This window comes from Paraglaciecola sp. MB-3u-78, assembly GCF_002835935.1.
Classification (GTDB): Bacteria; Pseudomonadota; Gammaproteobacteria; order Enterobacterales; family Alteromonadaceae; genus Paraglaciecola.
In genome coordinates this window covers 896,862-921,305 of sequence record NZ_PJCF01000004.1, presented here as the reverse complement: position 1 = coordinate 921,305, position 24,444 = coordinate 896,862, and the positions used below count along the sequence as shown (strand labels likewise).

General features: G+C 40.6%; 24 protein-coding genes and 1 riboswitch. Of the genes, 17 read left to right on the top strand and 7 right to left on the bottom strand.

Annotated elements, in window-relative coordinates; genetic code table 11:
• Positions 1-253: 253 nt before the first annotated feature.
• Positions 254-1,618, bottom strand: coding sequence for an 8-oxoguanine deaminase (locus CXF95_RS10870; protein WP_101198675.1), 1,365 nt, complete (start codon positions 1,616-1,618; stop codon positions 254-256).
• Between the two features lie 176 nt (positions 1,619-1,794).
• Between CXF95_RS10870 and CXF95_RS10865 the strand changes: the two genes are divergently transcribed.
• Complete coding sequence (locus CXF95_RS10865; RefSeq protein ID WP_101198674.1) at positions 1,795-2,181, top strand: sulfurtransferase; 387 nt, start codon at positions 1,795-1,797, stop codon at positions 2,179-2,181.
• Between the two features lie 496 nt (positions 2,182-2,677).
• On the opposite strand, the gene CXF95_RS10860 is transcribed toward CXF95_RS10865, so the two are convergent.
• The 4 genes from CXF95_RS10860 to CXF95_RS10845 are packed head-to-tail and all read right to left on the bottom strand — an operon-like array spanning position 2,678 to position 7,417.
• A complete protein-coding gene (locus CXF95_RS10860; RefSeq protein WP_101198673.1) occupies positions 2,678-4,435 on the bottom strand; it encodes a sugar phosphorylase in 1,758 nt (585 codons plus the stop codon).
• A 29-nt stretch (positions 4,436-4,464) separates the two neighbouring features.
• Entirely contained in the window at positions 4,465-5,694 is a 1,230-nt protein-coding gene (locus CXF95_RS10855; RefSeq protein WP_101198672.1) for a glycosyl transferase, read from the bottom strand.
• Positions 5,695-5,709: 15 nt separating this feature from the next.
• Complete coding sequence (locus tag CXF95_RS10850) at positions 5,710-6,543, bottom strand: mannosyl-3-phosphoglycerate phosphatase (protein ID WP_101198671.1); 834 nt, start codon at positions 6,541-6,543, stop codon at positions 5,710-5,712.
• On the bottom strand, positions 6,536-7,417 hold the full coding sequence (locus tag CXF95_RS10845; protein WP_101198670.1) for a kinase: 882 nt from the start codon (positions 7,415-7,417) through the stop codon (positions 6,536-6,538). Before CXF95_RS10845 ends, CXF95_RS10850 begins: the two co-directional genes overlap by 8 nt.
• 216 nt (positions 7,418-7,633) lie before the next feature.
• Positions 7,634-7,805: riboswitch (molybdenum cofactor riboswitch) on the top strand.
• Here CXF95_RS10845 and moaA point away from each other — a divergent pair.
• From moaA to CXF95_RS10810, 7 genes are all read left to right on the top strand, one after another.
• Complete coding sequence (moaA, locus tag CXF95_RS10840; RefSeq protein WP_101198669.1) at positions 7,799-8,767, top strand: GTP 3',8-cyclase MoaA; 969 nt, start codon at positions 7,799-7,801, stop codon at positions 8,765-8,767. It overlaps the preceding riboswitch by 7 nt.
• 46 nt (positions 8,768-8,813) lie before the next feature.
• Positions 8,814-9,419 (top strand): molybdenum cofactor guanylyltransferase, encoded by a 606-nt coding sequence (locus tag CXF95_RS10835; RefSeq protein WP_101198668.1) that lies wholly within the window; start codon positions 8,814-8,816, stop codon positions 9,417-9,419.
• Positions 9,420-9,421: 2 nt separating this feature from the next.
• Positions 9,422-9,961 carry a molybdenum cofactor biosynthesis protein B gene (gene moaB / locus CXF95_RS10830; RefSeq protein WP_101198667.1) on the top strand — a complete coding sequence of 180 codons (540 nt, stop codon included), beginning with the start codon at positions 9,422-9,424 and terminating at the stop codon, positions 9,959-9,961.
• A gap of 7 nt (positions 9,962-9,968) precedes the next feature.
• A complete protein-coding gene (gene moaC, locus CXF95_RS10825) occupies positions 9,969-10,454 on the top strand; it encodes a cyclic pyranopterin monophosphate synthase MoaC (RefSeq protein ID WP_101198665.1) in 486 nt (161 codons plus the stop codon).
• On the top strand, positions 10,448-10,708 hold the full coding sequence (gene moaD, locus CXF95_RS10820; RefSeq protein ID WP_101198664.1) for a molybdopterin converting factor subunit 1: 261 nt from the start codon (positions 10,448-10,450) through the stop codon (positions 10,706-10,708). The genes moaC and moaD overlap by 7 nt, the downstream gene beginning before the upstream one ends.
• 8 nt (positions 10,709-10,716) lie before the next feature.
• Complete coding sequence (gene moaE, locus CXF95_RS10815; protein WP_101198663.1) at positions 10,717-11,178, top strand: molybdopterin synthase catalytic subunit MoaE; 462 nt, start codon at positions 10,717-10,719, stop codon at positions 11,176-11,178.
• 167 nt (positions 11,179-11,345) lie between these two features.
• Positions 11,346-12,164, top strand: coding sequence for an HAD family hydrolase (locus tag CXF95_RS10810; RefSeq protein WP_101198661.1), 819 nt, complete (start codon positions 11,346-11,348; stop codon positions 12,162-12,164).
• Positions 12,165-12,515: 351 nt separating this feature from the next.
• Here CXF95_RS10810 and CXF95_RS10805 read toward each other — a convergent pair whose 3' ends face one another.
• Positions 12,516-13,670: an acyl-CoA dehydrogenase family protein gene (locus tag CXF95_RS10805; RefSeq protein ID WP_101198660.1), complete on the bottom strand. Its 1,155-nt coding sequence runs from the start codon at positions 13,668-13,670 to the stop codon at positions 12,516-12,518.
• A gap of 163 nt (positions 13,671-13,833) precedes the next feature.
• On the opposite strand from CXF95_RS10805, the gene CXF95_RS10800 reads away from it, so the two are divergent.
• A complete protein-coding gene (locus CXF95_RS10800; RefSeq protein ID WP_101198659.1) occupies positions 13,834-14,868 on the top strand; it encodes an AraC family transcriptional regulator in 1,035 nt (344 codons plus the stop codon).
• Between the two features lie 390 nt (positions 14,869-15,258).
• A complete protein-coding gene (locus CXF95_RS10795) occupies positions 15,259-16,455 on the top strand; it encodes an MFS transporter (RefSeq protein ID WP_198556551.1) in 1,197 nt (398 codons plus the stop codon).
• A 122-nt stretch (positions 16,456-16,577) separates the two neighbouring features.
• Here CXF95_RS10795 and CXF95_RS10790 read toward each other — a convergent pair whose 3' ends face one another.
• Complete coding sequence (locus CXF95_RS10790) at positions 16,578-17,249, bottom strand: nitroreductase (RefSeq protein WP_101198658.1); 672 nt, start codon at positions 17,247-17,249, stop codon at positions 16,578-16,580.
• A 333-nt stretch (positions 17,250-17,582) separates the two neighbouring features.
• Here CXF95_RS10790 and CXF95_RS10785 point away from each other — a divergent pair, with 333 nt between their 5' ends.
• From CXF95_RS10785 to tnpB, 7 genes are all read left to right on the top strand, one after another.
• Positions 17,583-18,212: a lysoplasmalogenase gene (locus CXF95_RS10785; protein ID WP_232787761.1), complete on the top strand. Its 630-nt coding sequence runs from the start codon at positions 17,583-17,585 to the stop codon at positions 18,210-18,212.
• A gap of 234 nt (positions 18,213-18,446) precedes the next feature.
• Entirely contained in the window at positions 18,447-20,024 is a 1,578-nt protein-coding gene (locus CXF95_RS10780; protein WP_101198657.1) for a hypothetical protein, read from the top strand.
• A 195-nt stretch (positions 20,025-20,219) separates the two neighbouring features.
• Entirely contained in the window at positions 20,220-21,893 is a 1,674-nt protein-coding gene (locus CXF95_RS10775; protein ID WP_101198656.1) for an AMP-binding protein, read from the top strand.
• 60 nt (positions 21,894-21,953) lie between these two features.
• Positions 21,954-22,475 carry a glutathione S-transferase family protein gene (locus CXF95_RS10770; RefSeq protein WP_232787760.1) on the top strand — a complete coding sequence of 174 codons (522 nt, stop codon included), beginning with the start codon at positions 21,954-21,956 and terminating at the stop codon, positions 22,473-22,475.
• Positions 22,476-22,591: 116 nt separating this feature from the next.
• On the top strand, positions 22,592-23,722 hold the full coding sequence (locus tag CXF95_RS10765) for an acyl-CoA dehydrogenase family protein (protein WP_101198655.1): 1,131 nt from the start codon (positions 22,592-22,594) through the stop codon (positions 23,720-23,722).
• Positions 23,723-23,754: 32 nt separating this feature from the next.
• A complete protein-coding gene (locus tag CXF95_RS30530; protein ID WP_232787551.1) occupies positions 23,755-24,078 on the top strand; it encodes a hypothetical protein in 324 nt (107 codons plus the stop codon).
• Entirely contained in the window at positions 24,075-24,440 is a 366-nt protein-coding gene (gene tnpB / locus CXF95_RS10755) for an IS66 family insertion sequence element accessory protein TnpB (protein ID WP_101197177.1), read from the top strand. Before CXF95_RS30530 ends, tnpB begins: the two co-directional genes overlap by 4 nt.
• Positions 24,441-24,444: the final 4 nt, after the last annotated feature.

Sequence of the window (24,444 nt, the reverse complement as noted above, 5' to 3'; positions counted from 1 at the left end):
AATTTAGTTATTTATTTTATTCTGATTTTTTATCATGTTGTGCACGAAAGATGCCAACAACTTGTCCAAATGGTCTAGTAGCAACGATATTTATTAATCCCTTGAAAATACTTGTGTTTTGCTGGAATAAAAAAATAACGTTAGGCATAATACTTACCCGTGATGTTAATTTCTTAAATTAGGGGGTGCACTAATTTAAATCATTTCTTATTGCATTGCACCATCGGAGTGCCTACATACATTAAAAAATAAGTTAAACAGAGTTTTGGTTTTGAATTTTTTTAGCGAGTAATTGATGTTTTTCCATGAGTTGCCTGTTTATAACTGTGCGGTGCTCAGAATCTTCAATTAACCACTTCCCCCCGACCATCAGTTTATCGACTTGATATGCGCCACAAGTTATCAATCCATCAAGTGGACTGCCCACCCCTGAAAAACGTAATTCGTCTAAGCTAAAAACCGCTAGGTCTGCTTGCATACCAACATTAAACGTTCCTATGCTAGGTCTTTGTAACACTGAAGCCGAACCTGTTGTTGCATAACCCAGAACACGTTCGGTGGTTATAATCTCTGCTCCATAACGTAAGCGCTGTTGTAACAAAGATTGGCGCACTTCTTGGATCATATTAGAACAATCGTTCGACGCAGAGCCATCTACCGCTAATCCAATATTACACCCCGCGGCTTCAAGTTCGACTGTTGGGCAAATGCCTGATGCTAATAACATATTAGAACTGGGACAGTGAGCAATACCGACTTTAGCTTGGCCTAAGCGTCGTATTTCATCTTGGTTAAAGTGAATTCCGTGTGCGAGCCAGGTTTTGTCACCCAACCAATTGCAATGTTCTAAATAATCTAAAGGACGCATTCCAAATTGACGCATACAAAAATTGTTTTCATCTTCAGTTTCAGCCAAATGTGTATGCAGCATCACGTTATTTTCTTTCGCTAACTGAGCCGTGTCTTGCATCAGTGAGGTTGATACAGAAAAAGGCGAACACGGCGCTAGCGCTATCTGTATAAACCCATCTTCACTGTTGTCATGGTATTTTGATATCAGTCTCTGACTATCTTGCAATATTATATCTTCGGATTGGATAACACTGTCTGGAGGCAAGCCACCGTCACTTTCTCCTAGACTCATGGAGCCTCTGGTCAGTGTTGCACGACAACCCAAAGTGTTGATGGCCTCAACCTGAATATCAATTGCTTGTTCAAGCCCTTTAGGGAATACGTAGTGGTGATCGGCAATACAGGTTGCTCCAGAGAACATCAACTCTAACCCAGCTAATTGGGTCGCTGAGTAGATCATTTCTTCATCTAGGTTTTTCCATATTTGATACAGGTATTTAAGCCAAGGGAACAAGGGTTTATTTAAGGCACCTGGGACGGCTCGGGTGAGTGTTTGATAGAAATGATGATGAGTATTGATAAGACCTGGCGTAATCACTTTATTACTGCAATCAAGATAACTATCTATGGGCATTTTGGGCTTCATGCCTGAGGGTACTAATTCAACAATTTTGTTGCCTTTAATTACGAGGCCGTTACCGGCGTTTAGTGTATTACCGGTATATATCGCGGCGGGTGACTTAAGCCATAAAGTTTGGTTTAACATACTTGAATTCTCTTACTACTGGACGGAAGTTGGGGGTGACTCGACATTTTAATCCCAGTTGAACTAGTTATCAGTATCACGAAAAAGTTAGCAAGGATAAGTGACGATTTCGTATATGATACTTTGGGTTTATTGTGTAATCCATATAGTATTTCATTGTTTATAAGGAATAAATCATGCCGTCAAAAACCAACATGGTTTCCAGTCAATGGCTAAAAGATAATATCGAGCAGCCTAAACTAATAGTGTTGTATACCCAAATGAACAATCCAGTAACTGGACAAAGCGATAGCAGTCCTGGGGGTTATATCCCTAATTCAATCAATTTACCGTTTCAACTATGCCTTGAAGGCACGACACTAAAATCATCTACAGAGCTCAAAACCATTTTTTCAGAATGGGTACTGACTTTAGATAAGTCTTTAGTTTTTAGTTGTGGGTCGGGAGTCACCGCTTGCATTTTGGCATTGGCAGCAACTGAAGCAGGATATACAAAGCTAGCGGTATACGATGGTTCGTGGAGTGAATGGGGAGCTAGTGCTGACTTGCCGGTTGAGTTATAAAATAGTTAAAAGCCCACAAAGTTATTATCTTTGTGGGCTTTTAATTAAGCAGATATCTGACTTAGTTAGTTTCATCTTCAGTTTGAACTTCTAATTCCAAGTGTGAAAAAAACCATCTTGGTTGATATCAAGTTGAGTAAAAATTACACTAAGTGTGCTGTCTGCTTGTGCTTCGTCCATGCTAATAATTTCAATAGAAAAGCGCAGTGAAAATATCAAGAAGTATGGAGGGGCTTTGCTTAATTGTTACTGTTGCCACCTTACTCACAATAGTCATATCAAATGTCGTGCCAAAAGATAAATGTCTTATTATAACAATGGCTTATATTGTTATGTGAGCATGCCGTAGTCAATGTGTTTTACATACATAACTAATGTGTCGTTTAAAAAAGTCAGCTATTGGCTGGGGAAAATAATGTGGATTAAAATCAATTAGATAGAATGGGGCTGATGTGCTACATAAGCCCCAAATAGCCGATTTACTTAGGTTAAGGGATTAACTGCTAATGTTAGATATCCATATAGATTGATAAGGTGTTAGCTGGTATTCAAGATCTTCCAGACTTATTGTATGGCCGCTGATAAGGTCAAACCAAGTGTCGGTACCTATCAAGTTAATGTCACTTAACCTAACGTTTTGTGGTTCATCAGTGACATTGAAAATACAAAAAATACTTTGTCTTCTGTCCATACTTTGTCGCCAAAAACCAAATATATGCTCACCTAGTTGCAAGGCAAACTGGGTGGCATTAGGATGGAATGCGGGTTGTTGTTTGCGAATGTTTAGTAGCTTTATTATCCTCCCATGTACTTTGCTATGTTGGCTATAGGGTGAATCGAGTTGTTCCTGTAACTTGGTATAATCCCATTTATGTCTATTGATAGAGCGGTTATGGCTAGTGTTTTTTACTTTTTCATAATCATTACCGGTGCCTAATAAGCTATGAATATAAATTCCTGGAATACCTTCTAAGCCAAACATTATGCTATGGGCACATATAAATCTGTCTAATCCCCATTTGTCAGGACCTTTTACTGTACCTTGCAGAGCATCGTAAAGGGCAATATTGATTTCATAAGCTTTTTGTTTGCCATCTTCTGATGTACGCCATGAAATTCTTCCGCCAAAATTTTGCATGGTATTAACCAAAGCTGTGAGTTCTTGATCTTCAAGTAGCCCCTCAGCAGGCCTTAATCCTATGCCATCATGGGACGCGATGAAATTAAAAAAGAATGTACCATTTTGAGCGGGTGGCATACTCCCCAACCAGGCTTTGATGTGCTTGCACGAACCTGTTACTAAAGTATTGACTAACAGCGGTGGCAGCGAAAAGTTATAGATACCATGAGCTTCGTTGGCATTACCAAAATAGGTAAGGTTTTGTCGATTGGGTATGTTAGTTTCAGTTATAATTATAGCGTTACTGACTGCATGTTCTATCAGTGTTCGCAACAAACGAACTACTTCATGGGTTTGTTCAAGGTTTATACAATTAGTGCCTATTTTCTTCCACAGAAAAGCGACCGCATCTAAGCGAAATATCCGAATGCCCGAGTCCAGATATTGGCGTATAATTGAAACAAAGGTGTCCAAAACAGCAGGGTTCCTAAAGTCAAAATCAACCTGGTCATGGCTAAAGGTACACCACACCTGTTTTTCCCCATGTTTCGTTTCGGTTAATCTAAGCAAATCCGAGGTTCTAGGTCTTACTATGTTAGATACATCATCCTCTAATGATGCAGTAAAAAAAAAGTCACTACCTGGTCCTTCTCCTTTGATAAAATTTTCAAACCATAAACTCCTAGATGAGCAATGATTGATTACCACGTCTGACATAACACGATAGTCTTGGGAAATGGCTTGTATATCATCCCAATCTCCTAACGCTTCGTTGACGCTAGAATAATCAATGACCGAAAATCCATCATCAGAACTGTATGGAAAAAAAGGTAAAAGATGTATGCTATTGATCGCACCACCGCAGTATTTTGTTAAGAAACTGTGTAAAGAATGAAGTGGCTTTTCCCCTGACTTTTCAATGCTGTCGCCATAGGTAATCAGCATGACATCTTTTTGATCCCAATTATTATGATGACGTTTAGGCTCTACTAATAACTCAGAGGCATCTATACGCATTGTGTGTAATAACTGCCTACATAACTCTGGGTACGAAGTCTTTAATTCAACATCCTGATATATAACGGTTAAGTGATGCTCAACACGCTCTGTCAGTTGCTCTAATACAGATAACATTTATTGCGCCTTTTGATTGATTAAAAAGATTAAATCGGTTGATTAAACTCTAAGAAATCGTGCTCTACCGCGTCTTTTAATTGTTCTAGCACGTCCGGCATGGCACTAACCACACGGTTCCAACTTGGAATGAATGGGGTTTCCATCGGATTATCTAAGAAACTCTCACCGGCTTTCATTATGTTACTGGCAAATAGCTCAACTGCTTTTTCTTCACTATGAATATCTAACTTCAATCCATTCATAATGGCATCATTGTTATAAGTTTCTATAAAATCTAAGGCAATCCGGTAATACGTCGCTTTTAAAGATCTAAAGGTCTCGGTGGAGAAGGTTTCCCCCTGAGTAGCGAGTTTTCTAATTAAAGCTTTGGTGATATCGATAGACATTTTCGACAGTCCACCTTGATCATTATTAGCCGATAAATCTTGGTGTTTATGATCATAGGTTTTGGCGATATCTGCCTGACATAATCTATTATGGGAATAGTTACGTTGCATTTCAGACAACACACCAATTTCTAAGCCCCAATCACTGGGAATTCGGATATCATTTAACACATCACGCCTGAAAGAAAATTCGCCTGCCAATGGATATCTAAAACTATCCATGTATTCGAGATATTCATTATGACCCACTACTTTTTGTAAGGCTCGTATTAAAGGTGTCACTAATAATCTTGAAACTCGGCCATTAATCTTTCCATCAGCCACTCGTGCATAATAGCCTTTGCAAAATTCATAGTTAAAAAGTGGATTCGCAACCGGATATATCAATCTAGCTAGTAAGCCTCTGTCATAAGTCAAAATATCGCAATCATGTAATGCTACCGACTCTGCTTTTCCTGTTGCTAACACATACCCCATGCAATACCAGACATTACGTCCTTTGCCTAATTCCTTTGGTGCCAATCCTAAAGCTTCTAATTTTGCGTCTAAAGCTTGTAGTCTTGGTCCTTCATTCCACAATATGCGGTGATTTTGCGGTAAGGTGCCAAAAAATTTTAGGGCATGTTGGTATTGTTCAAGATTGGCTCTGTCCAAACCAATCACGATTTGAGATAGGTAGGGAACTTTGGCTATATGGTCGATAATGTTCGGTAACGCTGTGCCTTCAAGTTCGGAAAATAAAGAGGGAAGTATGAGCGCCATAGGACGTCTTTTTGAGAACTCTACAAGTTCGGCTTCTAGTTCCTCAATGGGCCTTTCAGATAAGTTATGTAAGGTTGTGACTATGCCATTTTGATAAAAATCAGCCATGCTATCTCCGTACTACTAGTTAAATTGTTGATGGGAAAAAATTATTTTCTCTAGACATTCTGTCCAACCACTTGGGCCATACGCTTGGCTGGTGAAAACGCCAGTTTGTCTCGTTAATATTGGTGGTGCGTTTGTTGGTGATAAAATCCGTACCGCTATATCAGCAGCCTCAAGCATGGCAACATCATTTTGTCCGTCACCCAAGGCTATGGAGGTACATTGTTTAACGTCTCGTTCTTTTTTAAACTGCTTTGTTAGCCAAATCAGTGCTTTGCCTTTGTCACATTCCCCAGATAGATGTAAAAAACGTCCTCCCTGCAAAGGAGTGACTCCAAGATCTATAATTGTCTGCACAAATTTATTTTTTATACTGGCACTGCCCAACCATAAAATAGGTTCACCGTACTCTCGAGTAGCAGCTAATCTTGCCTGTTTTGCTGAAAGCCCGGTTGCCGTCATTATTTCTGTATTAGACATGTTAGAAAAATGCTTAAATTCGCCTGAATAAAGACCTTTTAACTCATCGATTAATGACAACCAATGCTCTCTTGGTTTAGTGAATTCTTTTACCCAGTAGCCATTTCTAGATGTTGTATCCTTTGGCTGAGTTTTGAAATAAAGAATAGGGATGTAAATAGCGGCACCATTTTCGACAATAAAAGGCCCTTCTATTCCTATTTGTTGTCTTAATTCAATTAGTTCAGCGAAGGTCTTACTGGTGTTAGGGATCACTGGGATATTGATAGAATTAAGTTTATGTAACATGGGTAATGCTGGAGCAAAACTATAGGTATGATGGTCAAGCAATGTGCCGTCCAAATCGGTAAAAACTAATACATCATTAAGCATGGATTGCCTTTATCTTATGGGCGGTGATGGCCCTTTCAAAATTTAGTTCAAATACGTGATCACATATATTTGGCAGTGTATTGAGTGCATGTTCGGTTAAACGTTGATAATGCTGGATAAAACGCTGAATTTGCTGTTCATTCATGATGCCCGATTTGTCATCATGGGTTGTTGCAGCATTAAGCTTTTGTTCCTGCTCTAAACGCCATGCATATATATCCTCAAAACAAGGTGCTTTTAACATCACCCATTTATCCATCCAATTATAAAGAGGCTTATAATGGAGAGAAAGTTGTAAGTTGACGTGGTTTCGCCAGTCTGCGTGCTCGTCTTCAATCGTCTCTAATGCATTAACTGGTTGTTTTAGCTGTTTAGACGTTTGCGGTTCAACGCCCCAACACCAGCCTTCAAAGATCACTATATCTACTGCAGACGATACCTTGGTCCAAGATGAGGTAGGGTGGGGATTATCTGTCGCCTTATTAAATCTTGGGATAGTCGTGGGTTGTTGATGTTTTAGATCGTGCATTACCGTTTTTGCCTGGCGCATATTGTGGGTGCCGGGAACACCACGAGTGGTAAATAAAGGATGTACATCGGCTGCTACTATTTTGCGTTCTATTTGGCTAAAGTAGAAATCATCTAATGACATTACCACTACGTTCATGCCGTAAGTATCGGTCAAGTAGTCCTTCAAAAACGCTGATAATGTAGACTTGCCGGAGCCCTGACTGCCATTAATTCCAACAAAATAAGTGGTTGTTGCACTTGATTGGTGCGTTTTGATTTCCTCGGCAAGAGGAATGAAGTAATCCTTTGCAATTGAGGTGAAATCATTGGAGAGCTTATTTTTGTTGATGAATGTGCTGATCATAGACTTTGAAAATCTCTTGTTTTGCACTTTAACAGTGCTTTTTATTGATGCGTTTTTTTAGATGTTGATAAAACTATTACAACTTATGTGCCATATTGCATCGAGTACCCAGACTGACAGCCTTAACATTATAAAAAGACCACAGTGGTTTACCATTACAATATTATATTTATATGGTACAAATACGTAACTGTTGTTTGACCTCTGAGTCAGACAACCGGTGCATAACTCCGAGCTATCTCACCTAAATCTACGACAAGGTGTTTTAGCCGTGAATCTGGCAATGTTGCCAGTTCGCCAGGGTTGTAAGAGAAATCGAACTGCCTCCCGCAAGTGCCACAAATTTTTGTGTCATTTCACTTTGGAAAGGTGTTAAACAATATGTTAGAAGATAAATTTGGACGTCGCTTCCATTACTTGCGGCTGTCTATAACAGACGTGTGTAATTTTTCATGTGATTACTGTTTACCTGATGGTTATGCTTGCGATACCGATCGTGACTTTTTGGCATTATCTGAAATTAAAACTTTGGTTAATGGATTTGCCTCCTTGGGCACCAGTAAAGTACGTATAACCGGTGGTGAACCCTCCCTTAGAAAAGACTTGCCTGAAATAATAAAGGCCTGCTCATCTGCTAGTGGAATTGAACATGTCGCTATGACGAGTAACGGCTATAAGTTAGATACCGATATTGAAAAATGGGTGGATGCTGGACTTGATTCACTCAATATTAGTATCGATAGCCTCGATCCTCGTATGTTTGCAGCGATTACTGGGCATAATAAACTTGAGACTATTTTACTTGGTATCGACAAAGCCATCGCTTTAGGTGTAAAAGTTAAAGTCAACGCTGTATTAATGAAGCAATACAATGAAAAAGAGCTAAAGAATTTCCTGACTTGGTTAAAAACCACACCTGTGACGTTGAGACTGATTGAGTTGATGCAAACGGGTGACAATGTGACGTTTTTTAACCAGAACCATGTTTCTGGTATGCCAATAAAAGAACAGTTGCTAGAAAGTGGATGGGAGCAACTGATTCGCGATAAAACAGCAGGGCCTGCGCAAGAGTTTTTTCACCCTGATTATCAAGGGAAAATAGGCTTAATCATGCCCTACAGCAAAGACTTTTGTGCAACCTGTAATCGTCTAAGGATTTCTGCCACTGGCAAATTACATTTATGCTTATTTGCTGACCAAGGTTTGGATATTCGTCCTGCTTTGCAGTCAACTGATAGCAGTCAATTACAAGCCCAACTCATTGAGTTATTAGGTGATAAAGAAGCGACACATTGGCTACAAGATGGTTTCACAGGTGCGACTAAACATTTAGCGATGTTAGGCGGATAATGATTGCTCAAATAAAAATGGTACCGATTTGGAATGGGTTTCATACATGTTAGCTGGGGTGATTTTAGCTGGGGGGAAGTCTAGTAGAATGGGAACAGACAAAAGTTTGTTAACATTACCAGAAAGTCCGCAATCGTTGCTTGAACATTGCAAAAATCAATTGGCTTTGGTGTGCGATAATAATATCTTTATCAGCGGTTCTCAGCATGAACAGGGTATCGTTGATATTATTCGAAATTGTGGACCATTATCTGGCATACATGGGGCAATGACCCATATTCAAATGCATCACAGCAACATCAATGAATTGCTAGTGATTGCGGTAGACATGCCAGATTTATGCTCAGAGGATTTTAACTATTTAATCGAAAAGGGCAGAAAAAACCGTTGTTTATGCTCTTTTGAACAGTGCTTTTTACCTTTGTATATCCCGCTATCAGGTGATGTCACTGAATATCTAGCGACAGTACTTAAGCTCCAATTAGATCAAGCTTATATCCAGCCAAAACAGCGCCAATACTCGGTTAAAATGATGTTGAAGTCTTTACAAGGTTTACAAATATCCCCTTTGAAAAACACTCAATTAGACAATATTAATACTCCAGAGCAGTGGCAACAGCGCTACGGCAAACAACCATCTATCGAGGCTTAGACATGACAGTGATTGACTCAAATACTAAACAGGCTCTCAATATCGCGGTGTTAACTGTGTCGGATACGCGCAGTGAAGCGAATGATACCTCGGGGCAATATCTTAATCAGGCTGCGATCGCTGCTGGGCATAATGTCATACACAAAAAAATTGTTATAGACGACAAGTTTCAGATCCGAGCTGTGGTGTCTAATTGGATAGCTGCAGATGATATTCAAGTGGTTTTGGTGACAGGTGGAACAGGGTTTACTGCAAGAGATACGACGCCAGAAGCTATGTTACCGTTGTTTGAAAAAGAGATTGAAGGTTTTGGTGAGTTATTTAGACATGTGTCTTTCTTAGAAATTGGCACATCAACAGTGCAATCAAGGGCGCTAGGGGGAATGGCCAATGGTACTGCAATATTTTGTATGCCAGGTTCAACTGGAGCCTGTAAAACAGCGTGGAACAGTATCCTGCAACAACAGTTAGACTCGACTCATCGTCCGTGTAATTTTGTTGTACATTTAAAAGACATCATCGAATGCCCGAGTAGAGGATAACAGCCGTATGCAAAACCAAAGTGCAAGTTTTACTCATGTGAATGAGCATGGAAAGGCTAATATGGTTGATGTGACCGACAAACAGGTGACACAACGACAAGCTGTGGCAGAAGGGTATATATCCATGTCTACACCCGCTTTTATCATGTTAAAAGATAACACTCATGCCAAAGGTGATGTGTTATCTATAGCGCGTATCGCGGGTATTCAGGGGGCAAAAAAATGCAGTGATCTTATTCCCTTATGTCATCCATTGATGTTATCTAAAGTTCAGATCGATTTTCAAACCTTGGATGAAGATAATAAAGTTCGAATACAAGCTCTGTGTAAGCTAGCGGGGCAAACCGGTGTTGAGATGGAAGCGCTTACGGCTGTGAGTATAGCCGCGTTGACCTTATTTGATATGTGTAAGGCCGTTGACCCTCACATGGTCATTAGTGATATCAAGGTTCTCAGTAAACAAGGTGGCAAAAGCGGTGATTGGTCATGTTAAAGATTTTGTTTTTTGGTCAACTTAAAGACATCATTAAAACGGAATGCCTAGAGATCGACATAATTCAAAGTGGCAATGCACTAAACACTGTGGCGAAGTTACGGGGTATGTTGCAGGCAAAAGACGATACTTGGAAAGAATATTTGGCTTACGGTAAAGCTTTGGTTGCGGTAAATCAAGAGATGACAAGCGACGATACTGCAATAAATGATGCCGACGAAATCGCATTTTTTCCTCCAGTGACCGGTGGGTAATAATTTTTATGAGCCATTTTACGCAAATCGTGGTGCAAGCTCAGGATTTCGATTTTACTCACGAATACCAAAAATTAAGAGACAGTAATACCAGTGATGGTGCTCTGGTGACCTTTGTTGGCTTAGTTCGGGATTTGAATCTACAACAAACTGTCAGTGGTTTATTTTTAGAACACTACCCAGCGATGACAGAAAAAGTATTAGCTAACATAGTCAAAACAGCTAGATCTAAATGGCAACTAGGCAGTGTGTCGGTAATTCACCGTGTTGGACAACTAAAAGTGTCAGAACAAATTGTGTTTGTTGGTGTCACCAGTCAACACCGTCAATCTGCTTATCATGCTAACGAATTTATTATGGATTATTTAAAAACCCAAGCACCATTTTGGAAAAAAGAAACCACCACACAAGGGGATACATGGATTGAAGCAAAGGCAAGCGATATGGAAAAGTCTAAGGGTTGGTTGTAATCCCTTTTAGAGATATTTATTACCTAAAGCGCTAATTTTCATTTGCATTTAAAACAGTTCTTCAGGCTTATAAACTAATTTGCCGTGAAACTCGTAGTAGTCTGTTATGACTTGTCTTAAATGTAGGGCTAATGTTTAGTCCATAATCTTGAGTTACTGAAATATCTATGGATCTTATTTTTTTTGATTTAGATGGCACTCTGTTAAACGATGCATCTGAAATATCACTTTTTACCAAAGAAACCCTTGTCTTGTTAAGCGAAAAAAATATTGCTTATACCTTAGCAACAGGTCGCACTATGTTATCGGCCCAGCGTATTGTGGACGGGCATGAGTTTGCATTGCCTCAAATCTACAATAATGGGGTGACAATATGGGACCCTAAAATTCAACAAATCACTTTGGAAAATCTACTTGATAACGCTGAAATCTCCACCGTTACCGATGCTGCGCTTGAACAAGGCATTACCCCTTTTGTTAACGTTATCGATAACCATGACCATTTTATTTTCCATACTGAAACCCGTCACGATGTAGAAAAAGAACTAGTTTATAAATACTTTTCAAGCACCAAAGCGACACTTTTACCTTTAGAAGCGTTACCCATTAATAGTCAAGTGACTAATATCAGTATGATTGGTTTCGCTGACACGATTAAAAAAATATGGCTAGCACTCAATACACATGCAAATCTCATTGCTTACTCTGGTCCAGCACAAGAAGGTAATAATTATTGGTGGTTAGATGTTCATCACCGAAGTGCCAACAAAGGTACGGCAGTTACCAACCTTAAAAGGCAATTGGGAGCTAGCAATGTTATTTGTTTTGGCGATGGTGATAACGATTTAAGTATGTTTGCCCTTGCTGATGAAAGTTATGCTCCAGAAAATGCACAAGCCCAAGTTAAAAAATCTGCGAGCGCTGTAATTGGAAATAATCACCATGATGGTATTGCTCATTTTTTGCGTGAGCGCTTCTCCCTATAGCGACTCAATATAGACTAAGGTTGCATAGAATGGTTTAGTAGGGAAATAAATAAACTGTTTAAATCAGTATTAGTTGTCTGAGTGAAGGAAGGTTTAAACTTAAGGTTAATATTAGATCCTGTACTTGATAATCAATCGTTTTATATAGCATCTATTGGTGTCTTATTGTGAATTTAAAAATAGCCAAATTAGTTATGTTATTTGGGAAATGTACTTGTATAAGTTTTTTGATGACTGGCAATAAACATTGGTGATGCTATGAGTGGAATGCGTATACGATGTTCAAACTCAACGGGGATAGTCATAATATTTCCAATAGATATAATTTTATTGTGGTGTTGTTATGCCTTTTCATCGACCTAAAATGTCCCGTGCAATGACTTCTTTCATGATTTCTGACGTACCAGCATAAATAGTTTGGATCCGTGCATCGCGATAAAAACGAGAGATAGGGTATTCGTCGGTATAGCCGTACCCCCCAAATAACTGTAAACACTCGTTTACCATGGTTAGCTGCATTTCCGTGGCAGCCAGTTTTAGCATGGCAGCATCGGTCACTGTCATTTCTCCCCGTTGATATTTGTGCATATGTTTTTCTAGAAGCGCCCGACACATTTCAAGCTCGGTTTGACACTCTGCTAATTTAAAACGGGTATTTTGGAACTGTGACACCGATTGACCGAATGCCTTACGTTCTTTGACATAATCGCAAGTAATATCCAGTGCGCCTTGAGCATGACCAATCGCTTGCACCGCGCAACCAAGTCGCTCTCGGGGAAGCTCTTGCATGAGATACACAAATCCTTTGCCTTCTTCGCCTAGTAAAGCGTTGCTAGGTATGTGCATGTTTTCAAAAAATAATTCGGCAGTATCACTACAATGTTGCCCTATTTTTTCAATAGGTTTGCCGGTAGAAAAACCGGGGATGCTGGTATCAACCAAAAATAACGAGATCCCTTTAGAGCCTGCATTAACATCGGTTTTGGCACACACAATAATCATGTCGGCATCGTTGCCATTGGTGATAAACGTTTTAGAGCCGCTCAGGATATAATGATCACCGTCCTTAATTGCTTTAGTTCGAATACCAGCAAGATCGCTGCCTGCTCCCGGCTCAGTCATTGCAAGTGCAGTTAATACTTCACCAGAGACCATAGCCGGTAACCAACGGTCTTGTTGCTGTTGGTTGCCAATGTGTAACAGATAAGGTGCCACGATATTTGAGTGAATGTTATACCCGGTAGCTAAAGCATGCAGATTCAGGCGACACATTTCTTCTTGAATCATTTGACACACATCAAAGCTGGCATCTGCAGCACCATATTTTTCAGGGAAATCCACCAGAAGCATGCCCGCACTTCCCATGGTATTCCACATTTCCCGGGGCATTTTATGATTTTTTTCCCATGAATCGTAATGGGGCAATACTTCCTGTTCTAAAAAGCGCAACACCATATCGCGAAACATTTGTATTTCTTCGGTATTACCTTCTTCTATTACGGACATAAGAAACCTCGTTGTATTTGCAAATTAATACTAATTATTGACAAATAGGGGGTCATAAGCAATGAGGAATAAAGTCAATAATTTAGCATTTATGGACATGCCTCTTTAAGTTCTATGCAAATTTTGCTTTAATAAAGCTATAAATTGTTAAAAACGGACAGGAATGACATTGCTAAATCATTTTGCAAACCAGCATACAATTGCAAGTTATTTTGCTCGGTCACATTTAAATAATGGGGTGTTACTAGGAGGAAATAAACAACAAATCTTGGCTCGTGCTGAACTAAAATCGACTCAGTTAGAGCAACCAAGAACCAGAGTATTGGCCACACAATTAGCCAGTATTGTAAAAAGTTGTTGGCAAGTAAGCGGTGATGAATTTTTGGGGTTCACCGAGCATAAAGTAAAAGTAGGTATGTTTAACTTATTAGCCGAGCGCTTGATTATTTGTAAAACTCTTGATGATGTTTTTACTCATACTGCTGCTTTTTATAATCTGACTGGGGATCAGTTACAATTTGAAGTTAAAAAAATAGGCGCGCAAGTATCAGTTAGTCTCAATGCAAACTTTAAATCAATTAGCGACCATCATTCACCCAATAGTTTATTGAGCGAATTATTATTATTAATTTGCCATCGATTTTCAAGCTGGTTAGTGGGGCAAGTTATCCCATTGAGCATAGTACAAGTGCAGCATGCTAAACCTGCACACCATGAAGAATACCGATTAATGTATCCTTGTCCCTGTATCTATCAAAGTCATAATAATGCGCTGCTATTTGAAGCCAAATATTTAAATTTGCCTGTGGTGCAAAATAAAGATGAATTATTGGGATACATCAAACAGATCCCCTTACAATGGTTTAAAAAACAATCCTATTACGATACCTGTAGCGCTCAAGTGCTGCGTTTATTAGAAGATGCTACGTTGGAAAATAAGTCAAATTTAGAAACTATAGCTGCAAAGCTAAATATGACCTCTAGAACATTGCGCCGAAAATTGATTGCAGAAGGCAGTCGTTTTCAACAATTGAAAGATAATGTGAAGCGAGACAAGGCCATCAGCCTTTTTGAACAGCCAAATTTGACCTTGGCAGAGATAAGCTTAGCTGTGGGTTTTACTGAGCTGGCAACATTTTCACGTGCTTTTAAACATTGGACTGGCGTATCACCAAGTACTTATCGAAATTGTCGTTAGTTACTTTCATAGCAACATAAGAATACCAATAACATGGATACAGTGATCTTAAAATTAATAGCCCCAATATTATATATCATGTGCCATTTCTCCCTATGCGGTAAACTACAAGACCCGTGTTTTAGCAACGAATATTGGATTACTTTGTGTGATAGTGAGAAATTTTCTATGTGGAAAAAGGTGTTAAAAAGTATATGACAAAAAGTATGACAAAAAGCATGGAAAAGAAAATATGACAATGAAACCGTATCTAATAATACTTTATACCTTTATTTCTCAAGTACTGATGACGGTTGAAATTCGGGGTTATTGTTACCGAGTATTGCAACTGACATTAGCTTATTTTGGCAAACAATACTCAGGTGACCTAATACCGTTGACGTATGTCCAATGACAATTAATGAGTCTCAAGCTAATATTTTAGCCAAACGCACTTTATTGTTAGCTGCGGGCGCTATGGGTTTTGCCCAAACTGTGTTGTTTGCCATATTGGCCCCACTTGGAAGGGAAGTGGGCTTAGTGGAAGTGCAAATTGGTGCCATTATTTCTGCCTCATCCTTGACTCTGTTTCTGGTCAGCCCCCTTTGGGGCCGCGCCAGTGATCTTTGGGGTAGAAGAAAGATCTTATTAATTGGTCTGTTTGGTTATTCTGTAGGCACTGTGTTGTTTGCTAGTGTTTTTCAGGCTGCATTACTAGGGTATCTTGTTCCAGTAACCGCCTTAATACTGTTGATTGTGACTCGTGTTGCCAACGCCACGGTAATGGCAGCCGTGGCGCCATCAGCAAACGCCTACATGGCTGATATTACGACCATTACCAATCGTATTAAAGGAATGGGGGCAATAGGGGCCGCTGGCAATATTGGTTCAATATTGGGGCCAGCCATTGGTGGCTTACTCGCCAGTATCAGTCTGCTTACACCGCTGTATTTCTCGGTTTTTTTAACGCTGGCAGCCGCTATATTGACTCTGTATGCCTTGCCGGAATTACCTAAGCCTACCGTCATAAAAAAGCCAAAGAGACTTAAATACAGTGACCCGAGGATTTTTCCTCTGGTGATTGCTGGCGTGTTTTTGTTTATGGGTTTTGCCATAGTGCAACAAACTATCGCGTTTCGCTTTCAAGATGTATTAGGGCTCGATGGCACTCAAACAGCTAAAATTGTGGGCATTAGTTTGATGTTTTCGGCTGCCGCCGCTCTACTCGTGCAATTGTTGATTATTCCACGCTTGCATGTAAGACCCTTTGTGCTGCTTAGAATATCAATGCCCATAATGATGATTGCCTTCGCTATGATGGCCTTAAGCCAATCTCAGAACATGTATATACTGGCTATGTGTATTCTTGGTTTGGGAATGGGGCTAGCGGGTCCAGGATTTATGGCTGGTGCCTCTGTTGCTGTTTCATCGGAAGAGCAGGGTGCAGTCGCTGGGGTCGCTGGCTCTTGTGGGCCATTGGGATTTACTGTAGGACCATTGTTGGGTACCTACTTATATTCTATAGACGGGGCATTACCTTACTGGTTTGCCTTCACAAGTTATTTCTTGTTGTTTTTCTTTACTCTAAAATTTAGTGACAAAAAATAATTTGATAACTATCACACGAAAGGCACTAAACATGATTAACAACGTTTAGTCGATATTCCTGTGATAGTTATTAAGATTACAGCATAGCGAATCTAATATTTATAACTAAGCTGTTGTTGTTTTTAGAATCCGTGATAACTCACAAAATCTTCATTATCGGCGCGAACAGAACGCACGTTATTTGCTTCAAAATTTTCATCTGGATAACCCATAGCGATGCAAATCATTATTGCCTCTGTGTCTGGAATTTGCGCATGTTTATGCACAACATCTGATTGCATAATTCCTTGGCCATTAATCACGCACCCTAAGCCTAGATCCCATGCGGCCAGTACAATACCGTAAGCCAAAGAACCCAAGCCAAACTGAGTTATGCCCGCAGGCTCTAACGACTTGTCGTAGGTAAGAACAAGAGATACCGGTGCGTCAAATTGACGAAACCCTCGCATCATCCATTCCATACGTTTTTCTTTATCTTCTCTAGTTATGCCCATAACTTCAAACAGTTGTATTGCTACGTCGATCTGTCGCTGTCTGTGTACCCCTTCATAATCTTCTTTATATGGAAAATCCCGGACATGTGGCTTACCAGCAAGGGTGTTTTTAGTATTGTCTTCACGTATTTTATCAAGTACGTCACCTGTTACAGCATGCACACGCCAAGTTTGGGTATTGTAAGAAGACGGTGCCCACTTAGCCCCATTGATGACCGCATCGACCAGCTCTTTTGAGACCGTTTTATTTTTAAAGCCTCGAACACTCTTTCGAGATTCTGCGAATTCTGCAAAATTCATATAAACCTTATTAAATAGTAAATATTGATGATTATGAACACTATAACTTAGCCAGACATTAGGTAAAAATCATGGAAACTTATCTTCCAGTTAAAGTCTGCTTTATTGGGTAATGCCTAGTATTAAGGGAGGTTACCCGTTTTCTTGTATCTGGTCATAGATTGGCTTCCAATATTGAGGGCTTCTTTATCTACAGTGAAATCTAATTTAAACACCCAAATAAGTTACTTTTCGTTTAAACTCGATCAAAAGCAAGTGCCAGCGTTGGGGTGGTCTAGATGTCATGTTGGATCAATCTTCATCCTTAATAATAAATATCGGAAAAGAGTGAATATGTCAAAAAGCATAAGCGTCGTATTTTTCTTTTTTGTACTCTTGTATATGGTTAGCCTGCAATATGTATTGGACTTTTTATGGCTCCTGAAAATCATCCCTATCGCAATATTAGGCGTTGGGGTGTTTAAACTAGAGTCGAGTTCAACTCGGACTATTTTATTGTTAGCACTGGTCTTTAGTGGTTGTGGTGACTTGTTACTAGCGTTTGACGAATTTATATTTGGAGTGGCCGCGTTTCTATTAGCACAGCTTAGCTATGCTGTGTTATTTAGGCATTACTGGCAAGGCTTTCAGCGTCGTTGGCCCCTGTGCGTGTTGCTAATAATGTATATGTTGATAATGGTGTGGTTGCTGATACCCAACCTTGGGAATTTACAGTTACCGGTGATCGCCTATTTGCTGACTATTGCGGCAATGGGACTACTGGCTTTGCATTCGTCTTTACCTATACGTTGGGCAGTATTGGGAGCCATATTATTTATTATCTCTGATTCCTTCATCGCCATTAATAAATTTATTAATCCATTTCCGTATGAGAGTTACTGGATAATGAGTACCTATTATGCAGCACAATTTATGTTGGTATCTGGCTTTCTCACTTCAGTAAGGCAGGATGAAGAAGCTTAATTCATAAGTCCTCATTAATGAATTTAATGGGTTTCTAGGTGAAATAGACGGTGTATTCAAATTTTTAATTTGCCCGATAGTCGATAAAAATAGTTCTGTTTCTCAATTATTTTTAACGAAGAGCTTGTTGCTATTGCCAAAGTGTCGTTGCGAGATGATTTCCTTACTGTAATGTTGCCTCGCTGTTTTAATGCTAAAGTTTGCCTTAAATTTGACCGACACTGAGCCACTACAATGAGCCGTAATCATGGTGCTATCGATTATGATCAACTTGCTGATAATACCCCCATTTTGGTGGGCGTTGGTCAACATCTCCTTCAAGGGTATCCCGTTGAAATAGAAAACGTTCAATCTCCGGCTGATTTAGCGGCAGTTGCAGCTAAAAATGCATTAGTCGATGCGGGTATCGGATCAGCAGTTGCTGAAATTGATACTATTGTCACCGTTAGATTATTTGCTGATTCCACTCCTTTATGGGCTTCGCCATTTGGTGGCAGTAATAACCTACCTGAATCGATAGCCCGCAGAATTGGAGCGTCCCCAGAGCATCGAATATACAGTGAAGTAGGCGGCTCTCAACCGATGCAACTGTTGGCTGAGATGTTTCAGGCTATCGCTAAAAATGAGAAACAATTGGTTTTACTAAGTGGTGTGGAAGCTATAGGTACACAAAAGTATGCTCAAAAAAATGGGCTTAGCCTTAACTGGTATGAAGATCATGCAGATGTCGACTTAGAAGACCGGGGCTATGGAAAATCCTTTGTGCATGATACTGAAGCTCAAAATGGTTTAACAATCCCAATATATTATTACTCTATAATAGAAAACATGAGGGCCCTAAATGCGGGCTTAAGCTTAAAGGAGCATGCTGAAGCAATGGCGAAGATGTGGGGACCTTTTAGCAAACGAGCAACTGAAAACCCTTATGCACAGTTTCCAAAAGCTTTCACAATCCAAGAATTGCTTTTGGAGCAAACAGATAATTATCGGCTCACTATTCCTTACACTAAACGATTTGTATCGCAAGATGCGGTTAATCAGTCGGCTGCATTACTACTGACGAATGTTGGCAAAGCAAAAAGCTTAAGAATAGACCCAGCTAAATGGGTGTTTCTTCACGGTTATGCCGAAGCTTATGACGCACCTGTGTACCTTCGGCCGAATGTCGGTCGCTCTGCGGCAATGGCTAAAATGATTGAAGAAACACTGAAAATAGCGGATACATCAGTGGCTGATATCGATCATTTTGAGATTTACAGCTGCTTTCCCTGTGCGGTAAGTAGTGCGTGTGAGGTACTGGATTTACCCACTGACGGCAGCGTGCCATTAACCCAGACGGGTGGTTTACCCTTTTTCGGTGGCCCAGGGAATAACTACAGCATGCACGGAATTGCCGAGATGGTAAATACTCTGCGCTGCGAGCCTGATGACTATGGATTAGTGACGACTAATGGTGGGATGTTGTCCAAACATGCTGCAGGCGTATTTTCTTGCCAACCTCATGGTGTTTCGGGTAAAAAACTCGACTGGTCGATGCTGGTTTTAAGTCGTTTCACAGCTGAAGACTTTCCTAGTTGTACACCGGCTGTGGCTCCTCAAAAAGGTCAGGTCATTAGCTACACAGTTATCTATGCACGTAATGTAGCAAATCAATGTATTGTGATCGCAGAAAATGAAAATGGCGAACGTTTTGTTGCTCAAAGCTCCGAAGCTGACATTATTGCAGCAGCACAAATTTCGCCACCTTTTGGCCGTAATATCTCAGTCATTACAAATAATAAAAAAGAAAATAATTTTGTATTTTGTGATTAAACACAATCATTTTAAACCTAGCATAAAAGGGCCTAGTTACATGCTGCAAATAGAGTTTTCCTAATGTGTTTATGTAGTCGGTTGAATAACTATTAACTCAACAAAATCAGAGTCTATTGAGATGTTTATGGACTTGTTTTATGCTTTATTAAATAAAATATTTTTAACATAAAATAAAATAATTAGGGAAATGGTATGTCTGAAACTAAACTCCAAACAACATTCCTAGATAACTTTTACCATTGGGAAGCTACCCAAGCAGACAATGTGTTTTTAAAACAACCTCAAAATGATGATTGGATTGAATACAGTTGGGGGGAAGTGGGCAATCAAGTGCGCAGAATTGCAACGGCACTTAAGGCTTTGGATCTCCCCAAGCAAAGTAATATTGGCATCGTCTCCAAAAACTGTGCTCACTGGATTATCAATGACCTCGCGATTATGATGGCAGGCCATGTTTCCGTACCTTTTTATCCAACGCTCACCAACGAAAAGCTGAATGAAGTGCTCGTACAAAGCGAATGCAAAGTGGTATTTGTAGGGAAGTTAGATGAATGGGAAGAGATGAGCCAAGGCGTTCCTGATGAAATAATATGTATTTCTTATCCGCAATACTCCAATCAAGCGCCTATAGAGGGAATGATAAAATGGGCGGACTTACTAGAGCAGCATCAGCCACTTACTCAAAACCATGTCCCTGAGGCAGAAGACTTGGCGACCATTATTTATACATCAGGAACGACGGGTTCACCTAAGGGCGTAATGTTTACGTATGAGCGCTTGGGGTATGGGAAAACCATGTCACGAGATATATTCTTGCTCAATAATACCGCTAACAGACACTTTTCGTACTTACCGCTGTGCCATATCGCTGAGCGAAATGTTGTCGAAAGCGGTGCTCTTGAGGGGGGAGGTTGTATTTATTTTTCTGAATCATTACAGACCTTTTCTAAAAACTTACAGCAAGCACAGCCTACTCACTTTATAGCGGTACCCCGTATTTGGACTAAGTTTCGTTTAGGTGTATTGAGTAAAATACCGCAAAAGAAGTTAGATTTATTATTAAAAATTCCAATTGTTAACAACATTATTAGAAACAAAATAAAGACTAGTCTGGGTTTAGGTAAAGCTAAAGTCATCTTAACGGGGGCCGCTCCCATGCCTTCCTCACTGATTGATTGGTTTGCTAAGCTTGGGCTTACCATTCAAGAGGTATATGGCATGACGGAAAACTTAGGGGCTTGTACGTACATGCCCAAAGACAACATCAAGAAAAATTCAGTCGGAAAGCCATATCCGTCTGCAGTCATCAAGATCGATCCAGAAAGTGGAGAGGTGCTTATGCAGGCCCCATGGCTGATGAATGGCTACTATAAGCACCCTGAGCAAACTGCAGAAACAATTAAGGATGGATGGCTACATACAGGAGATATGGGCGAACTAGATGAAGAAGGGTACTTGAAAATCACCGGACGTGTAAAAGATACCTTCAAAACCGCCAAAGGTGAATTTGTAGTACCCGCACCCCTTGAGTATGCCTTTGCTATGAATAACCACGTTGAGCAGGTATGTATTTTAGGAAGAGGATTGGCACAGCCTATCGCTTTAGTTGTGCTGTCTGAGATAGGGCAAGCTGCAGACAAAGAAAGCATCCGCAGCGGATTGCAAACAAACATGGAACAACTTAACGCTAAGGCACTTAAGCACGAGTATATTAACAGCATCATCATAGTCAAAGAGGCTTGGACTGTGGAAAATGCCTTTATGACACCGACGCTCAAGATCAAGAGAAATGTGATAGAGCAGGTCTATGAAGAGCAACTACATGTTTGGTATGACCACCCAGATAGCATCGTTTGGGAGTCATAAAAAGAAATTATTAGCAACGTGACCGCGCGATCTGGTCGCGCGGCAATAGGAAGATAGACAATGAAGTTTTGGCGCTGCCATGGCGCACGCTCGTTGCGTCCTCTGTGGGCAATGGAAGAAATGCAAATACCCTATGAGGTGGAGATGCTGCCGTTCCCGCCGCGTTTCTTCAAAAAGGAATTCTTAGCTATAAATCCGTTAGGAACCGCTCCTTTTTTTCAAGACGACAAAACCACTATGACGGAATCGAGTGGCATCTGCCATTATCTGGTTGAAAAGTATAATCAGCATGATTTTGGCCTTAAGTCAGAGCATGCTGAATACGGCGACTATCTGAATTGGCTGTATCATAGCGATGCTACGCTGACGTTCCCGCAAACTATTGTGCTGCGTTATAGTCGATTAGAGCAAGGAGATCGACGCTTGCCTCAGGCCGAAGAGGATTATGCCGCCTGGTTTATTGCTCGATTACGTCGCCTCGATGCGCATATTGAGTCACGGGAATTTTTATGTGATGAGCGTTTTACGATTGCGGATATCGCAGTGGGATATGCATTGCATTTGGGACAATCTTGGGGTTAGATAATCGATACACTCCGCAAGTCAAAGATTATCTGGCGCCGCTTCAGGCTCGTCCGGCCTTTGAAAAAGCCTCAGCCATAGGTGCTGATCAAAGCGCATTCAAATAGGAGTTAATTATGCTGTTTACCAATGAACATAATGCCATTCGCGCCACAATTGCGCAGTTTATCGACAAGGAAATCAATCCATATGTCGACGAATGGGAAAGTGACGGTATTTTTCCAGCCCATGAAGTGTTCAAAAAAATGGGTGACTTAGGCTTGTTGGGTATTCACAAACCAACTGAATATGGTGGTATGGGTCTTGATTACAGCTATCAGATTGTTTTTTCTGAAGAACTCGGCCGCATTCGCTGTGGCGGTGTGCCGATGGCAATTGGTGTACAAACTGATATGGCCACCCCGGCGCTCGCTCGATTTGGCAGCGCAGCACTTCGCCGTGAGTTTTTAGTACCGTCTATTACGGGCGATGCAATCTTTTCGATTGGTGTGAGTGAGCCACATGCTGGCTCAGATGTGGCAGCCATAAAAACCTATGCCCGAAAGGATGGTGATGATTATGTGATTAACGGTACCAAGATGTGGATCACTACCTCTACTCAAGCTGATTACATTTGTTTGCTGGTGAATACAAGCGATGAGCCCGCACATAAAAACAAGTCACTTGTGATTGTGCCAACAAATACTCGGGGTATTAGCTTTTCTAAGCCATTAAAAAAGCTTGGGATGCACTCGTCTGATACAGCGCAAATCTTTTTTGATGATGTGCGTGTACCTCAACGCCACTTAATTGGTGAAGAAGGTGCAGGGTTTCGTTATCAAATGCTCCAGTTTCAGGAAGAACGATTGTTTGTAGCAGCCAGCACCTTGAAGGGTATGGAAAATAACATCAATGACACCATTGAATATGCTCGCGAGCGTCAGGCATTTGGTAAATCAATCCTTGATAATCAGGTGGTGCACTTCCGTCTGGCTGAGTTGCAAACAGAAGTAGAGCTTCTGCGAGCGCTTGTTTACGATGGAGTTGAGGGCTATATCAATGGACAAGATGTGACACGAAAAGCATCAATGGCAAAACTTAAATCTGGGAGATTGGCACGGGAAGTTGCCGATAGTTGTTTGCAATATTGGGGGGGCATGGGCTACATGTGGGATAACCCAGTTGCTCGTTCATACCGTGATGGGCGGTTAGGCTGTAAGCGCTTAATAAACCTACGTCCTTATTCCGACGGGCAATCTGCTGCATAATTTCCTCATTACAAACGTATGAGGAAAACAAAGTGACCGCAACATCAAATTTAAAGCAGGAAGCTCCGCTGTGGCGTGAGCATGTGACTCAGTGGCGTGACTCAGGTTTAACCCAAGCTGCCTATTGTCGAGATCACGACCTGTGTCCACACAACTTCAGCTACCACAAACGCAAATACTCAACCGCACTGGTACCCATTAACCACAAACCCTCCGGTTTTGTCAGTGTGCAGCGATTACCTGAGCCGCAACATCATGATCCACTCTCATTGCACTTTACCAATGGTGTTCGTCTGATAGGTATCACGGCAAGTAACGTGTCAGTGGTTAAACAATTAGCCGAGTTGTTGTCGTGAGCAAAGTGATGCGTCCAGGTGTGGAGCTCACTCAGGTTTTTCTTTACCAACAGCCGATTGATTTTCGCAAGGCACACTTGGGATTATCTGCCATCATTGAATGTGAGTTGGGGCACGACCCCTTTGCCGGTCACCTTTATGCATTCACCAATAAACGGCGTAATAAAATCAAGTGTCTGTTCTGGGAAGATAATGGTTTTGTGTTGTATTACAAAAGCCTGTCAGAGGAAAAGTTCAAGTGGCCAAAGCGTGATGATAAGGTGATAACACTGACCGGGCAGCAAATTAATTGGCTGCTTGATGGCTATGATATCAGTGCCATGAAAGGTCATAAAAAGTTGCATTATGAGGCCGTTTTTTAAGGTA

Coding starts and splice junctions, on each gene's coding strand:
- CXF95_RS10765 (WP_101198655.1), top strand. CDS start 22,592: ATGCTGTTTACCAATGAACATAATGCCATTCGCGCCACAATTGCGCAG.
- CXF95_RS10810 (WP_101198661.1), top strand. CDS start 11,346: ATGGATCTTATTTTTTTTGATTTAGATGGCACTCTGTTAAACGATGCA.
- CXF95_RS10800 (WP_101198659.1), top strand. CDS start 13,834: ATGACATTGCTAAATCATTTTGCAAACCAGCATACAATTGCAAGTTAT.
- moaE (WP_101198663.1), top strand. CDS start 10,717: ATGAGCCATTTTACGCAAATCGTGGTGCAAGCTCAGGATTTCGATTTT.
- CXF95_RS10855 (WP_101198672.1), bottom strand. CDS start 5,694: ATGGCTGATTTTTATCAAAATGGCATAGTCACAACCTTACATAACTTA.
- CXF95_RS10770 (WP_232787760.1), top strand. CDS start 21,954: ATGAAGTTTTGGCGCTGCCATGGCGCACGCTCGTTGCGTCCTCTGTGG.
- CXF95_RS10865 (WP_101198674.1), top strand. CDS start 1,795: ATGCCGTCAAAAACCAACATGGTTTCCAGTCAATGGCTAAAAGATAAT.
- CXF95_RS10780 (WP_101198657.1), top strand. CDS start 18,447: ATGAGCCGTAATCATGGTGCTATCGATTATGATCAACTTGCTGATAAT.
- CXF95_RS10860 (WP_101198673.1), bottom strand. CDS start 4,435: ATGTTATCTGTATTAGAGCAACTGACAGAGCGTGTTGAGCATCACTTA.
- CXF95_RS10835 (WP_101198668.1), top strand. CDS start 8,814: ATGTTAGCTGGGGTGATTTTAGCTGGGGGGAAGTCTAGTAGAATGGGA.
- CXF95_RS10850 (WP_101198671.1), bottom strand. CDS start 6,543: ATGCTTAATGATGTATTAGTTTTTACCGATTTGGACGGCACATTGCTT.
- CXF95_RS10775 (WP_101198656.1), top strand. CDS start 20,220: ATGTCTGAAACTAAACTCCAAACAACATTCCTAGATAACTTTTACCAT.
- CXF95_RS10845 (WP_101198670.1), bottom strand. CDS start 7,417: ATGATCAGCACATTCATCAACAAAAATAAGCTCTCCAATGATTTCACC.
- CXF95_RS10870 (WP_101198675.1), bottom strand. CDS start 1,618: ATGTTAAACCAAACTTTATGGCTTAAGTCACCCGCCGCGATATATACC.
- CXF95_RS10790 (WP_101198658.1), bottom strand. CDS start 17,249: ATGAATTTTGCAGAATTCGCAGAATCTCGAAAGAGTGTTCGAGGCTTT.
- moaC (WP_101198665.1), top strand. CDS start 9,969: ATGCAAAACCAAAGTGCAAGTTTTACTCATGTGAATGAGCATGGAAAG.
- CXF95_RS10805 (WP_101198660.1), bottom strand. CDS start 13,670: ATGTCCGTAATAGAAGAAGGTAATACCGAAGAAATACAAATGTTTCGC.
- moaD (WP_101198664.1), top strand. CDS start 10,448: ATGTTAAAGATTTTGTTTTTTGGTCAACTTAAAGACATCATTAAAACG.
- CXF95_RS10795 (WP_198556551.1), top strand. CDS start 15,259: ATGACAATTAATGAGTCTCAAGCTAATATTTTAGCCAAACGCACTTTA.
- moaB (WP_101198667.1), top strand. CDS start 9,422: ATGACAGTGATTGACTCAAATACTAAACAGGCTCTCAATATCGCGGTG.
- CXF95_RS10785 (WP_232787761.1), top strand. CDS start 17,583: ATGTCAAAAAGCATAAGCGTCGTATTTTTCTTTTTTGTACTCTTGTAT.
- moaA (WP_101198669.1), top strand. CDS start 7,799: ATGTTAGAAGATAAATTTGGACGTCGCTTCCATTACTTGCGGCTGTCT.